The organism is Streptomyces sp. NBC_01381 (assembly GCF_026340305.1).
GTDB lineage: Bacteria > Actinomycetota > Actinomycetes > Streptomycetales > Streptomycetaceae > Streptomyces.
On sequence record NZ_JAPEPI010000003.1, the window covers coordinates 86,672 to 99,898 of the forward strand.

Here is a 13,227-nt window from a genome sequence, read left to right on the forward strand (position 1 = left end):
CCTGTTGTCCTGTACGGATCGCGCCCTGTGGGAGCATCGCGGCTGCTTCGGCGTCGCGAGCGGCCTTCCCGCGACGGCTCATGCCCGGGCTGGCATAGGTCGACCGTCACGAAAAGGCGGCTCCAGCAGAGGGCGTTGGGCACAGCTCCTTTGCTTCGCACCGGGGCTCGTGGCCTTGCTCGCGAGTTTCGGGCACGTCAGCCCCTGTCTGCCGCACTGAGCTCGGACCGAGGAGTCCTAGAGCTGCGGCAAGCACCCGATCGCGCGATGAGCTGCAACTCCTCGGCTGCCGATGAAGAACGCACGGTCGCCTACACGCGCTGGCCCTTTTCTGCTCTCGAGTTCGCTCAGCAGGAACTCGACTACGCACTGCCGTGGGTCATTTGTGACCACCCCGGAGAGCAGGACATTCCGGTACGAGCCAAGGTGTGGGAGGGAGCGGACACCGAGACCGATCCCATCGTTGTGCTGCAGGCCGGTCAGGAGGATAAGGCGCCGGGCCAACTGCGGGCTGCGAGCATGGCGGTGAGAGCCGCTGAGGTGGCGTGGCGTCCTGGTGCCGGTTGCGAGAGGCGGCCGTGAGCGCACTCGTGGCGGGGGTGAGCCAGCAGACGATCCTGCTCCAGTACCGCGACCTTCTGAACGAGGATGCACTGGCATCGGCCCGTGAGGCGTCCTACATGAAACACGAGGTCGCGTCCCGGGCCCGGGCTCGGCTGGCGAGCAACCGCGCGGGGGCTGAGTACACAAGGAAGGTAGTGGCGTTGGTCGTCGGGTTTGCCAAGTTAGACGGGTTCCGGCGTGAGTGACCCGTGTGTGCCACTCTGGCGCCCTGGATCGGCGCGTTCCATCGCTCCAGGGGCCATCGCATCGGCAGACGTACGGCAGAGCCTCATTCAACTGAACAGAGCCCGCATCATGCTTCAGCCGAGTCGTCGCGGAAGAGCGGTCAGACCTTGAAATTCTCCACCCCCTGCTCAGGCGTGGGACAGACCTGTTGACCCTGGTTCCCCACCCCTGCCGCGCCGTCCTGGGATGAGCTCGGCCCCTGGGGAGCAGCCGAACGGAAAGTCGCTGCAGGCGCCAGGTGATGGGTCCCGGCGCGAGATCTTGTGCCGCTCCGGCGCCTGGTCCTCAAACGGGGCGTTTGGCCATGACGACGACGCCCGGCCCGGTCCGTTCATCCGCGGGGAGCCGGAGTTCAGCGACTGGGTGCAGTCCGGCCTGCTCGATCAGGTCCACGAGCTGCTCTGGCCGCCACTTGTACGTGGTCCAGCGAACGGGCACTCCTCCGTAGGCTTCGGTGCGCACCGCGTCCTCGTCGCCGACGTGCGTGGCGGCGATGAAGTGCCCGCCCGGCTTCAGGGCGTACGCGAGATGGGCGAGGACCTGAGGAAGGACATCGCGAGGGAGGTTGAACAGTGACCACCAGCCGAGTACACCGCCGAGCGACGCTTCACCGAGGTCGAGCTCGGTGGCGGAGGCGACGCTGAAGCGGCAGTTCGGATGCAGACGGCGCGCGTTCTCGATCATGCGGGGAGAGAGGTCCACCCCGGATACGTCGAGTCCGCGTTCGGCGAGGTAGCCGGTCACCGTGCCGGGGCCGCAGCCGACGTCGAGGACGGGCCCGAACTCTCCCACGGTGTCGGCGAAGGCATCGATCGACGCCTTGAGCCATGGATGGCGACGGATGTCACCCATGCCCGTCGTCACCACCATGTGGGCGTAGTTGTCGGCCACATGGTCATAGGACTCACGGACCACGTCGAGATCGGCCGGGCGGTCAATATGGTGTGCGCACATCAGCCAACAATAGGACGGCGGCCTTGGAGACCGAGTTGTCCAGGCTGAGCGCGCACAGCTCCGCCGCAGGCGCCCCCCTCTGGGCCACTCGGCACGGCCCACACACTCCGCGAACGAGCTACCCCGGCCCTCAGTTGAGTGCGAAACCAAGTGGAGAACGCGATCGTTCCTGGGGATATTTACGGATTCCCATCAGCGTTCAGCTGCACAGCGATGCGAAACCCCTCACGGAAGACGGCCCGGGCCCTCTAAGCCACCCCGTCCGCCCCAGCGTCGGAAGAGCGAACCGTCCGGTACTCCATCCTCCGCAGCCTCGACAACAGGCCCGGCTGCCGAGGGCCGGTACCACACACCAGTGCTGGCCTTCTCGCGTCCGCCAGCACCCGCCGCGAGGACGCTCGATCACGGCATCGCGTTCTCCGTGCTGGGCAGGCATCACGCATACCCACCTATGTGCCCTATCCCGATGAGATAGCCGCCGCGCAGAGCCCCGCAGGCGGCTGGTCCAGGAAGCAGCTCGCCCAATGGGGAGTGCCGTGGCCGCCACCGCAGGGATGGCGCAGGCACCTGGAGGCCAAGTGGAGGGGCGAGGACGTCGGCCCTCTGCTCCGTCAGGAGCCCGGCCAGGACGCCCTGTTCTGACGTTCGCCGTTCCGCGCCTCAGCCCGCTCCTGCTCCAGACATTCCAGCCAGCAGAAGCGGAAACTGCCCTGCCTGGGTGGAGTGCGCAGTGAGGTAGCGGATCTTGCTGGCTCCTCCCCCATCGCGTCGGCGGTGTCGGCAGGTGAGTGGCCGCCGAGCCGCTTCGCTGCGGCACGCGTGGGGCGGGGAACAATGGGACATGGTTTATCGTTCATCTACACGTGACTGCGGAGGGACAGTGTCCCCGGGCCTCACCGATAGCCCATGGGGGGCGATCGTTCCGCTGAAGCCCCATGGAGCCCTTCACCGAAGGCGACCGCCCACCGTTCGTCACCACCCACGGCCCCGGCTGGTCTCCCCCGTCCAGCCGGGGCTTCTTGCTTTTGTTCGCCCCGCACCCTGGACGCCGTGCCTAATGCTCGGCCGCTGCACCGGTCAGAGCCGTTTTCGGAGATCTCCCTCACCGTTTCCCGCGGGTATCTGTTCAGGTGGGCGGCGAGCGCTTCCCTTGCTCGGCGGGCAAGTTCGGCAGCTCCGGGGACTTTGCGCCGCTGATAGATCGCGAGGGTGCGGCGATCGAGGAGATCGCCTTGCGCGTGCGGTCGGAGGTCATGCCCTCCATCAGGTCCAAGGCTTGCGTTCCGGCTCCGATGGCCTCGTCGGCGCGGGCCTGCGCGGCGAGGCTGTCGCCGAGGTCGGCATGAGTCAGGGCGCGGACGCGCTTGTACTTGATGGGGTCCCAGCGGGCGAGGGCGTCGCGGCGCTGCTGCTCGGTGAGCCCTGCTCCACATCACCCACACCCGCGCGTACGCAGCCGTCGACGAGAAGGCTCCAGCGGCCCGCGCCCTGCTGGCCGCAGAGGACGCCCTGTTACGCGAGGACGGCCCGCAGCCCAGCTTCTCCCTTGTCAGCGGCCCGGCCGCCGGCACCGTGGCGAGCCGAGAGCCAAAGACCTGAAGGTCGACCGCGTGTACGGCGATCAGTCCGATGCACACGACAGAGAAGAAGGCCACGGCGAGGAGATCGACCAACAGAGCCAAGAGACGGCGGTGTCAGTGACGGAGCCGAGCTGAACGATCACCGTTCCCGTAGTGAGCCAGCGACGCGGCCCCGCTGAGTCCCCAGCGACGTCAGCCAGGTCATCAAGCTGTCCATGGCGTGGATCTCACCGAGGCGGGGCCTCTGCTCGGGGCCCGGGCGGAGCATCGAGCAGCGGATACAGGCATGTTCGTGGATGCATGCGGTGCCGAATGCACGTGCGCAGGTTCCGATCGGCAGCTTTCGTCGTTCGAAATGCCCTAGGAAAGCATTCCATTCCTCGGTGGTGGGGGTTCTGTACTTCGCACGGCGATCACGGACGTGGGGACGCTGCACTGCTCGGCGAGTGCAGCGAACGAACAACCCCTCAGGCTGGGCGCGACGCGCGGGTTGACTGCCCCCGGCCCACCTGGGCATGGGGCGCCAGCCGAGCCGATCCACACCAGGGCGCGCGGCCCGAGGTCCTCCCGAGGGCGTAGGCGGTCACATGGGCCCTTCGCCCCGAGAGGGGTGTCCCCGGACCTCCCAGCAGCCACCCCCTCGCCCCAAGGCTTCGGCGTAGTCGCGTGACGGCCGTTCTTTCGTGATCATGTGAGTCCGAGGAGGGCGAGAGGTCGACTGGCGTCGCGGGCGCTGCGCTGGAAGCCGGCGGCGAGGTTGCGCCAGGTCGCCATGGCGGTTCATTCGCCCGCGGTGTCCTCGGCCTCCCAGCGAAGCAGGTCGCCCGGCTGGCACTTGAGCACCTCGCAGAGCGCGGCCAGCGTCGCAAAGCGCACCGCCTTGGCGCGGCCATTCTTGAGTACCGCCAGGTTGGCGGGCGTGATCCCTACGCGGTCCGCGAGTTCGCCCACGGACATCTTCCGCCTGGCCAGCATCACGTCGATGTCGACGGCGATCGGCATCAGATCACCTCGTCCAACTCGGCCTGCATCTGCGCCGCTTCGACGTCGCGGGCGACGGCCTGGGCGAGCAGCATCCGCAGCACGAGCACGATGAGCGCGACTCCCAGAATGGCCAGGCCAATCCCGCCCATGATGAGGGTGACGCCCGGGTCGTCCCGCTGCCCGGGCGCATTCAGGGCCGTGACCGCGAACCACACGAGAGCAGCCGCAACGATCGCGCCGATGATGGCGTCCACGTACCGGAAGGCGGCGTGGGAGAACACGGTTCCGCGTCGCACCATCGTTACCAGTCGCCATACACACACCAGGGCGACCTGGGCCGTCCCGATGCCCAGGATCGTGATCACGCGCAGCGGCGTCAGCGGAAGCGACCCGTCCTCCGGGTCACTCCCGCTGACCAACGCCCACACCATCAATGCCTGTACGAACACGGCGCCGGTGAGCACCACCACGAGCACGGCGCGCAGCGCGCGCACTGTCAGCTTTCCCATGACCCATCCTTCCATCGAACCACGATGGGAATCTATCGAATATCGATAGATGAAGCAAGGGTCGGGCCGGAGGGCGGGCGGCGGATTCGCACCATGGCGGGATACCGCCGCCCCTCCCACGGCATGGCGCGATGCGAAGGTTCTCAACCTTGCCGAAGTCGACCTCGCTCAGCCGCAAATCGGACACTGTGCGACTATGCCGAAGCCTTGCCCCTCATCCCCCCCGCCGCGAATTAGAGGCCGGGGCGCGGAAGTGCGAAGTGATACCGATGAATAGCCGATATCGAGCAAGAGGCGTCAATGCCGCTTGCGTGCGGGCGAATTGGTCTCAGAAATTCCTCGTATATCGGGCGGCGAAACGGTGGCGAACGGCATCTTCAGGAATGCATGGCCCGCGCGTCTCACCGGCGTACGGGGCGCGGCCACCGTCGCGATCGCCAGCGCGCTCTGGCCGCCGAGGCCTGACGGCGGAGCCGGCTCCCACCTCGCGATCAAGCACTTGCGCTCAGCGAATTTGAGGATCCCGCAAGCCCTGACAACGGCATCCGTATACCGGAGACCAGATCAACTGAGATTCCCGCACCCCGGAACCCCAGCACCCCAGTTGATCTGGTCGTACCTCATCACAGCCGGGTGTGCGGTCCAGATCCCCTTCGATGGGACAGCAGGTCGCCCCGCAGGGTCTGGCCTGGTCAGGAAGCAGCTGAATGGAGGCGCTCTCGCCGCTGAGTCGGCGGCGGTGTCGATGAGCTGGACCGGGTCAGCCTGCCAGTTGGGCGCGGGCCAGCGCGTGTGCGCGGCCGAGGGCGTCGGCGGCAGCGCAAGGGATGTCCGGCTGCACACCGACACCCTCCCAGTTCGTGCCGGAGACCGGGTTGACGGCACGGCCCACAGGGATACTGGCCTCCAAATGCGGGTGCACCGTCCAGCCGTCCCGCGGATGCGCGCCGCCGCGGGTGGGCTCGCCGACGATTACGGCGCGACCGAGCTGCTGCAGGTCGTACGCCAGCTCCTCAGCGGCAGAGAAGGTGCTGTCGCTGGACAGTACGTACAACGGCTTGCTGCCACCGAAGCGGGCGCCGGGGACGTGCGGCAGGCTCCAGGACTGCTCGACGCGCTTGCCGCCGTGCCAGTGCATGGTGTTGAGGTGGGTGCGCTCGTCCAGCAGGTGACTGCAGACGAAGGCGACCGTGTCCGGGTCGCCGCCCTCGTTGGCACGAAGGTCCACGATCAGCGCCTGGGCGCGGGAGGCCAGGGTGAGCGCGGCGCTCAGCGGTTCGGCGGCCCACTCCAGCGGAAACAGCATCGGTGCCAGTTCCAGTACGGCCACCCCTCCGTCGAGCAGTTGCACCCGGGGCGCACCGCCCAGAGAGGAGTCGAAGTCCCGGCGCATGGCGTCCAGGTTGGCCGCCCCCTTCTTGGAGGGCACAGGGGTGGCGTGGTGCTTCAGCCTCAGGTGCCGGTCGCCGTTGACGGACTGCAGGTCCGCGGTGACCAGCCGGGCGAGCTCCTCGGCGTCGTCGACGTCGTAGGCGCCCTCGGTGAGGCGGCGTTGCAGCAGGCCGGTCAGCTGCTCGGCTATCTCGGGGAAAACGTAGTGCTCGGTCAGCAGCCGGGCCGTCTCGTCGATGACAGGGGCCGGCGCAAGCTTCGTCTGAGTCGTCATGGCAGGGAGTAGAGCACTGCCCCAGCTTGCGGCGCAGCTCGACGCGGAGAAGGGCAACGTGGCCCAACTGGTCGATGAGGCCGAGGAGGATGCAGAGGACCAGCCCGTGCACGGTGTATTGGTGGCGCTCTGTCAGCAGACCCTGATGTCGAAGGACAGGCATGCCGCAGCCAGGTTTCTGCGGAAGTGGGAGGTGGCCTTGCTCGGAGCGGCGTTGGCTCGCCTTGTTCGTTACGGCGTGTTCGTGAAGGAGCGGCGGTAGGAGCGGGGCGGCACTCCCCGGCGGCGTACGAACTGTTCGCGCAGGACGGCCGCGCTTCCGTATCCGACGCGGTGGGCGATCTCCTCGACCGGCAGGTCCGTGGTCTCCAGGAGCTCTTCGGCGCTGCTCAGACGCAGGCTCCGCAGCCAGGCGTGGGGGGTGGTGCCGGTCGCGGCGGTGAAGCGGCGGGCGAAGGAGCGTTTGCTCATCACGGCACGCCGGGCCAGTTCCGAGACAGGAAGCGGCTCATGGAGGTTCTCGCGGGCCCACGCGAGTACCTCGGCGAGACGCTCGTCGCGGCAGTCTTCGGGGACGGGGGCGGCCAGGTACTGGGCCTGCCCGCCGTCGCGGTGGGAGGGCAGCACCACGTCCCGGGCAACGGCGTTGGCCATCGCGGCTCCGTGCTCCCGCCTCAGCAGGTGCAGGCAGAGATCGAAGCCCGCGGCGGCTCCCGCGCCCGTGATGATGCGTCCTTCGTCGATGTAGAGGGCGTCGGGTTCGACGGTGACGTTGGTGTGGCGGCGGGCGAGCAGTTCGGCGAACCGCCAGTGGGTGGTGGCCCGCCGGCCGTCGAGCAGTCCGGCGGCGGCGAGCGCGAAAGCGCCGACGCAGTGGGCCGCGACCAGTGAGCCGCGCTCGTGTGCAGCCGACAGCGCATCGAGCACGGCGGGAGCGGGTGGTGTGCGGAAGCCGGCCCATGGCAGGGCGATCACCAGATCTGCGGAGGCGAGCCGGTCCAGGCCGTGCGTGATGGTGAGCGGCACCCCGAGGTCGGTGGGGACCGGCCCGGGCCGGTCGGTGCACAGGGCGAAGTCGAAGCCGGGCAGTGTCGCGCCGTGCGGGCCAAAGACCTCGGTGACGATGCCGACGGCGAGCATGCCGACTCCGGGCGGGGTGTACGCGGCGACGGTCACGAAGGGAGGCACACGTGCAGTGTGGCACTAATCCTGCGATCAGTGGCAGCTGTGCCCCTCGTGAACGACCGGCCTGCCCGGAAGGATTGAGGCCATGACAGACGCACCGCTCGGCCGCAGCGCCGTGTACACGATCCTGACCACCGGATATGTCGGCTCCACCGGCCCCGGAGTCGCCGCCACCGTCTCCTACATATCCGACGCCGGCCGGCATGTGATCTTCGACCCGGGCATGGTGGCGAGCCGCGACCACATCCTCGCCCCGCTGGACGAGTTGGGGCTCGGCCCCGACGACATCACCGACGTGGTGCTCAGCCACCACCACCCGGACAACACCTTGAACGTGGGCCTGTTCGGACGGGCCCGGGTGCACGACCACAAGGTGGAGTACCTCGGCGATCAGTGGAGGAACCGGGATGCGGAGGGTTACGAACTCACCCCGTCGCTACGGCTGATCCGCACCCCGGGCCACAGTGCCGAGGACATCACACTGCTGGCGGGCACGGACTCGGGCGTGGTCGCCTTCGCCGGTGACCTGTGGTGGCACGCGAACGGCCCGGCGGACGACCCAGTGGCCCCCGACCGTGAGGTGTTGCGCGCCTCGCGGCTCCGGGTGCTGTCCGTCGCGGACCTGATCGTGCCCGGCCACGGCGGCCCGTTCAGGGCCGACGACACCACGCCACGCTAGCCGCGTTGTCCGGTGTGGGCTGCCGAATTCCGTCCGGTCAAGCTTCGGCGACACGAACTGCCCCGTCGTCAGACTTCGCCGGCAGTCGGTCAAGGTTGACGGGTTCGGCGACGTGTGACCGAGCACACGGAGCGCGGCGCATTCACCGTGCCGCGGTCCGGCAGCGGCTGCGTGGCCCTCGCCCCGACCAGTCGATCTGAGCCGCTTGTTGGAGATCAGCAGCTCCTCCGAGGAGTCCCGCCACGTCCGCCGCAGCGGACGTCGAGCGGTGTCGGTTCAGCTCGGCGGCGCATCGTCGATCAGTGCCTGCTCCGCCGTTCTCAGCTTGAGCTCGGCGGCCTGGGCCGAGTCCTGGATGGATGCCGGGCGACTTGCTCCCGGCACCGGGATCATTGCCGGGGAGCGGGTGAGCAGCCACGCCAGGGCGATCTGCTGCGGGCTGACGCCACGTTCGGCTGCGATGCGGTGGAAGGCGGTGCCCGCGGAGGTCGGGCCCGACGGGCCGTCGAGGGAGCTACGGGCGATGCCGCCCAGTGGGCTCCAGGGCAGAAAGGCCAGGCCCAGCTCCGTACTCAGCCGCAGTTCGGGCTCGCTGCCGCGCACGGCGACGGAGTACTGGTTCTGGACGGAGACGAGCCCATCGCCGAGGATCACGTGCGCCTCGCGGATCTGGGCGCTGTTCACATTGGAGATCCCGGCGGCGCGGATCGTGCCGGCGTCGATCAGTTCGCGCAGTGCGCCGACGGAGTCGGCCCATGGCACGGCCGGGTCCGGCTTGTGCAGTTGGTAGAGGCCGATGGCCTCGACGCCCAGTCGCTTCCGGGATGCCTCGGCGGCGCGCTTGAGATGTCCGGGAGTGCCGGTGACCGTCCAGGTGCCGTCGCCGGGGCGGCCGCGGCCGCCTTTGGTGGCGACGAGGACGCCGGAGGTGTCGCTGCCGTAGCGGGCGAGGGCGCGGGCGATGAGGAGTTCGTTGTGGCCCTGCTCGTTGGCGTGCCAGTGGTAGCTGTCGGCGGTGTCGATGAGCGTGACGCCCGCGTCGAGGGCGGCATGGATGGTGGCGACGGCCCGTTCCTCGTCCGGTCGTCCCTCGATGGACAGCGGCATGGCGCCCAGGCCGACGGCGCTGACGGTGGTGTTCCCGATGGTGCGGTATCGCATGGTGGGTCAGTTCCTCAGGTGGCTTGGGGGGCGGATGCGTTGAGGGCTTCGGCGACGGCGCCGGGCAGCCAGTCGGTGGTGCGGGAGAAGGAGAAGCCCAGTTCCTTCGCACGGGTGTTGCTCATGGCGTAGTGGCGGTCGAAAGAGAAGGGCGAGGCCTCCTCCCCCGCGGCAATGGTCCGGTACACGGGTTCCCGGCCGGTCTGCGCGCCGATGACGGCGGCCAGGCCGCGTACGTCGAGCAGTTCGTCGGAGCAGGCGTTCACCGGGCCGGTGAAGTCGGTGGCCGTGGTCGCCCACAGCAGCAGGTCCGCCAGCTCCTCGTAGTGGATGAAGACCGTGGGCAGCGCCTCGGCGTGCACGGCGATCTCCGTGCCCTGGCCGATGCGTTCGACGTAGTGCGCAAGGCGGCCGGTGAACTCCTGCACGCCGCCGCCGAGCACATGGGCGCTGCGCACGGAGGCGAACGCGAAACCGCCGTCCCGGGTGTAGACGGCCTCCGCCTGGCGCTTGCCCTCGGCGTAGTGGGCTTCCAGGTACGCCGCGTCGTGCCAGGGCAAGTCCATCCGCACCAGCCAGGCGGCGGGGTCCACGATGTCTTCCGGCACAGGTGTGCCGTACGGGACGGCGGGCAGTGCGGCGGTCGCCGGGTCGTACACCTCGATCGTGGACGTCATGACGTACCGAGCGGTGCGGCCGCGGAAGGCGCGGGCGGCGATGGCGGCCTGCACGGGGGTGTAGCAGACCTGGTCGACGACCACGTCGAAGGTGCGGGAGCCGAGAGCGGCGGCCAGGGCGGTCTCGTCATCGCGGTCGGCGACGAGTTGCTCGACACCGGGAAGTGGCGGGGTGGAGCCGCGGTTGATCACCGTCACCTGGTGCCCGGCGGCCAACAGGCGCTGGACCAGGAGCTTTCCGAAGTACCGGCTGCCGCCGATGACACAGATTCTTTGCATGCCCCCACCCTGAAGGTCTACCGTCACCAGCAGAAGTGCCGACTTACTGGATACGCGTTAAGGAATACTGTTGATCGATGTGCAGCGGCTTCGCGTACTGCGGGCAGTGGCGGAGCACGGCAGCTTCAGCAAGGCGGCAGCAGCCCTCCTCCTCACCCCCTCGGCCGTCTCCCAGCACGTGGCCGTCCTGGAGCGCAGCCTCGGAGCGCAGGTCGTAGCGCGCAGCACGCGCGGGGTCATCCTCACCCAGGCCGGTCGGATCATGGTCCAGGCCGCCGAGTCGGTAACAGCGGAGCTTGCGCACGCGCAACAGCAGGTCGACCGGCTCGGTACGGGACGCACGCAGCTCACCGTCGCCACGTTCACCAGCGGCGGCAGGCTTCTGCTGCCCGGCGCCCTCGCCCGGCTGACGGCAGCCCATCCCGACACCGTGCTCCATGTCAGGGAGGGCGAGCCCGAAGCCAGCCTGCCCCTGGTCCGCCAGGGCGCCGTGGACCTCGCACTCGCCTATCACTTCGACGGCCCGCTGCCCGGCCAGGTGAGCCAGAACTCCAGCATGCAGTGGACTGCGCTCTTGAAAGACCCCTTGCACGTCGTGCTCCCCGAGGGCCATCGGCTGGCCGACCGCGCCGCGCTCGACATTGCCGAGCTGGCGACCGAGCCCTGGGTGCTCGGCTGCCTCAAGACAGAGGCGTACCTGCGGCGCTACGCCGAGCGCGCCGGCTTCAAGCCGGAGATGCGCGGCACGACAACCGACTACTTCTTCGCGCGCTCGCTTGTCGCCGCAGGCATGGGGATCTCACTGATCCCCTCCATCGCGCTGGCCCCGGAGGTGCCGGGCGTGCGCACCGTCCCGATCAAGGAGCCGGGTCCGACCCGGCACATCGGCGTTGCCACGATCAGCCGCCGCCGCGACCACCCCCAGCTCGCGACCCTGATCAATGCTCTCCAGGAGCAGGCAGCAGCAGTGGACGACACCTGACCGCGGGCCAGGTCGACTGAGATTCCTGACGGACCCGCATCTCAAGTCTTCCGGTCAACCCAGGTCGGAGCCTCTCCCACAGACCAGATCAACCGAGATGGAACAGAACACCGACTCAGGTCCGAGGCAAAAACGCGAGAGCCAGCCTGGAGCCTTCTGTTCGGCCGGCATCTCCTCCGGCTCCCGGCGCTCGCGTTCGTCGGCATGGAGGAGCGCCGCGACGGCCCGGCTCTGGCAGTCGTCGCACAAGTGTGGGTGGGAATCCCTGCGGGCGTTCCAGTCGGCCGGCTGGACCACCTTCCAGTGCGGCGCAGCTGCAGCAGATCACCGGGTACGCACAGGCTCAACCTCCATCGCGCAGGCCTGGCTATGGCTTTGGTGCGGACCTGGCAGCTTCCTGGAAGAGCTTCACGTCCGTACAGCCATGCCGGGCCGCAGACCGCTCGGCGAAGTCCCGCAGGGCCGCTCGCGCGTAGCGAAGCTGCGGCTTGGGGTCGTCGTCGTATGCGCGGTCGTCGATCGCGAAGACCGCCTGCCGCGGTGAGCCAGGGCAGGTTGCCTCAGCCCGGAAGAGAAAGTCCGTCAGGAGCGGGTCGGTCTTGGGGAGATCCCTCGTAGTCTGCGTCTTGAACCGCTGGTCATCAGCGAAGGTTCCGTAATAGGCGGACAGGCGGAACAGGGGCCGGCCCTTGTCGTCGATCAGCAGGCAGTCCTCGACGGGCGCGTGGCCCACGGCGGTCCCATGAGCACGCTTGATCCGCCAGCCCGGTGTGATGCCCGCACACGTGCCGCTCGCCCCGGCGAGACCCGGCGCATCCTGGTACGTCTCCCGCCCGTAGTCGAGTGGCTCAACTCGCCCTATGCGGCCGCCGGAGCGGGCATCACAGCCGTACTCGTGGGCGGCAGCCTGCGCGGTCCGCGTCGCGAACCGGGCCAGCCGCACGCGCTGTGCTGCCTCCTTGTACGGACGCGATCCCCAGCTGCTCACGAACAACGACAGGCTGTCCCCGGCGCGCGGCCCCGCGGTGTTTCGGCATTCGAGGACGACGGTGGCCGAAGCGCCATCGTCGTTGAGATTCACCATGCCCGGCCAGCCCCCGCCGATGGGCACCGGAAGCGCAGCGGTGAAGGAGTTGGCCTGCCGCCCGGAGACGGTGTGCGGCCCCCACGCCTTGGAACGCCACTCCATCTGGACCACCGCCCGCTGCTCATATCCGCCCGGCCCGTCAAGCCAGCAGATGACAGGCGGGCTCGACCCGTCCGGGGACTTCCCACCGGCGGCGCTATGGCTCGTGTCGCCCCTGACGTCATCGGTGCCGAGCAACGCGCGCGCCTGGTCGACGGACACGGTGCCGTCGCACGCATCGGCCACGGACCTCTCATCGCGCCACTTCTCGTATCCGCCGCTGGCGAAGAACCATCCCGCCACAAGAACCGCGAGCAGCGTCAGCGCAGCGGCGCCGTACTGCATGCCCCGGTGTCGTTTCAGCCGTGCCCACCACTGCACCCTGCCACCCCCGCTTGGCTTGTCATGATCGCGCTAGCGACAGTAGCAGCGGAGCCCAGTTCCCTCCGTTGGAGTCAGCTCACCCCGCGGCGGTGGGAGACCCACCCCGTAGTGCCTGCAGCCGAGCTCGGTCTCAGATGTGACTGAGCGCCGCATTTGGCACCGCACGCCAAGTAGACGCTCATCGATGCATTTCGATGCGAAGTGAAGACCTA

14 protein-coding genes and 2 pseudogenes are annotated in these 13,227 nt (G+C 68.7%); 7 read left to right on the forward strand and 9 right to left on the reverse strand.

Annotation, left to right across the window (positions count from 1 at the left end):
- Positions 1-267 precede the first annotated feature (267 nt).
- Positions 268-582 (forward strand): hypothetical protein, encoded by a 315-nt coding sequence (locus OG453_RS38525; RefSeq protein ID WP_266873379.1) that lies wholly within the window; start codon positions 268-270, stop codon positions 580-582.
- A complete protein-coding gene (locus tag OG453_RS38530) occupies positions 579-809 on the forward strand; it encodes a hypothetical protein (protein WP_266873380.1) in 231 nt (76 codons plus the stop codon). Before OG453_RS38525 ends, OG453_RS38530 begins: the two co-directional genes overlap by 4 nt.
- A gap of 325 nt (positions 810-1,134) precedes the next feature.
- On the opposite strand, the gene OG453_RS38535 is transcribed toward OG453_RS38530, so the two are convergent.
- The gene (locus OG453_RS38535) at positions 1,135-1,803 is read right to left on the reverse strand and encodes a class I SAM-dependent methyltransferase (RefSeq protein WP_266873381.1); all 669 of its coding nucleotides are present in this window, start codon (positions 1,801-1,803) and stop codon (positions 1,135-1,137) included.
- Between the two features lie 453 nt (positions 1,804-2,256).
- On the opposite strand from OG453_RS38535, the gene OG453_RS38540 reads away from it, so the two are divergent.
- Positions 2,257-2,445 (forward strand): hypothetical protein, encoded by a 189-nt coding sequence (locus tag OG453_RS38540; RefSeq protein WP_266873382.1) that lies wholly within the window; start codon positions 2,257-2,259, stop codon positions 2,443-2,445.
- A 494-nt stretch (positions 2,446-2,939) separates the two neighbouring features.
- Here OG453_RS38540 and OG453_RS38545 read toward each other — a convergent pair.
- A pseudogene (locus OG453_RS38545) lies at positions 2,940-3,220 on the reverse strand (tetratricopeptide repeat protein); the annotation flags it as partial.
- A gap of 2 nt (positions 3,221-3,222) precedes the next feature.
- On the opposite strand from OG453_RS38545, the pseudogene OG453_RS38550 reads away from it, so the two are divergent.
- Positions 3,223-3,384: pseudogene (locus OG453_RS38550) on the forward strand (tetratricopeptide repeat protein); the annotation flags it as partial.
- 779 nt (positions 3,385-4,163) lie between these two features.
- On the opposite strand, the gene OG453_RS38555 reads toward OG453_RS38550, so the two are convergent.
- From OG453_RS38555 to OG453_RS38565, 3 genes are all read right to left on the reverse strand, one after another.
- Complete coding sequence (locus OG453_RS38555) at positions 4,164-4,385, reverse strand: helix-turn-helix transcriptional regulator (protein ID WP_054237256.1); 222 nt, start codon at positions 4,383-4,385, stop codon at positions 4,164-4,166.
- Positions 4,385-4,876 (reverse strand): DUF2975 domain-containing protein, encoded by a 492-nt coding sequence (locus tag OG453_RS38560; RefSeq protein WP_266873383.1) that lies wholly within the window; start codon positions 4,874-4,876, stop codon positions 4,385-4,387. Before OG453_RS38560 ends, OG453_RS38555 begins: the two co-directional genes overlap by 1 nt.
- Before the next feature lie 760 nt (positions 4,877-5,636).
- Positions 5,637-6,542 (reverse strand): S41 family peptidase, encoded by a 906-nt coding sequence (locus tag OG453_RS38565; RefSeq protein ID WP_266873384.1) that lies wholly within the window; start codon positions 6,540-6,542, stop codon positions 5,637-5,639.
- Here OG453_RS38565 and OG453_RS38570 point away from each other — a divergent pair.
- Entirely contained in the window at positions 6,541-6,804 is a 264-nt protein-coding gene (locus OG453_RS38570) for a hypothetical protein (protein ID WP_266873385.1), read from the forward strand. The two genes, OG453_RS38565 and OG453_RS38570, sit on opposite strands and share 2 nt — an antisense overlap.
- Here the strand turns inward: OG453_RS38570 and OG453_RS38575 are convergent.
- Positions 6,774-7,682 carry a GlxA family transcriptional regulator gene (locus OG453_RS38575; RefSeq protein ID WP_266873864.1) on the reverse strand — a complete coding sequence of 303 codons (909 nt, stop codon included), beginning with the start codon at positions 7,680-7,682 and terminating at the stop codon, positions 6,774-6,776. The two genes, OG453_RS38570 and OG453_RS38575, sit on opposite strands and share 31 nt — an antisense overlap.
- A 130-nt stretch (positions 7,683-7,812) precedes the next feature.
- Here OG453_RS38575 and OG453_RS38580 point away from each other — a divergent pair, with 130 nt between their 5' ends.
- Complete coding sequence (locus OG453_RS38580; RefSeq protein ID WP_266873386.1) at positions 7,813-8,406, forward strand: MBL fold metallo-hydrolase; 594 nt, start codon at positions 7,813-7,815, stop codon at positions 8,404-8,406.
- A gap of 276 nt (positions 8,407-8,682) precedes the next feature.
- On the opposite strand, the gene OG453_RS38585 is transcribed toward OG453_RS38580, so the two are convergent.
- Together OG453_RS38585 and OG453_RS38590 are read right to left on the reverse strand one after the other, a co-directional pair.
- A complete protein-coding gene (locus OG453_RS38585) occupies positions 8,683-9,567 on the reverse strand; it encodes an aldo/keto reductase (RefSeq protein WP_266873387.1) in 885 nt (294 codons plus the stop codon).
- A gap of 14 nt (positions 9,568-9,581) precedes the next feature.
- A complete protein-coding gene (locus OG453_RS38590; RefSeq protein WP_266873388.1) occupies positions 9,582-10,523 on the reverse strand; it encodes an NAD-dependent epimerase/dehydratase family protein in 942 nt (313 codons plus the stop codon).
- A 70-nt stretch (positions 10,524-10,593) separates the two neighbouring features.
- Between OG453_RS38590 and OG453_RS38595 the strand changes: the two genes are divergently transcribed.
- Complete coding sequence (locus OG453_RS38595; protein WP_266873389.1) at positions 10,594-11,505, forward strand: LysR family transcriptional regulator; 912 nt, start codon at positions 10,594-10,596, stop codon at positions 11,503-11,505.
- Between the two features lie 367 nt (positions 11,506-11,872).
- Here OG453_RS38595 and OG453_RS38600 read toward each other — a convergent pair whose 3' ends face one another.
- Complete coding sequence (locus OG453_RS38600; RefSeq protein WP_266873390.1) at positions 11,873-12,976, reverse strand: hypothetical protein; 1,104 nt, start codon at positions 12,974-12,976, stop codon at positions 11,873-11,875.
- Between the last annotated feature and the right edge of the window lie 251 nt (positions 12,977-13,227).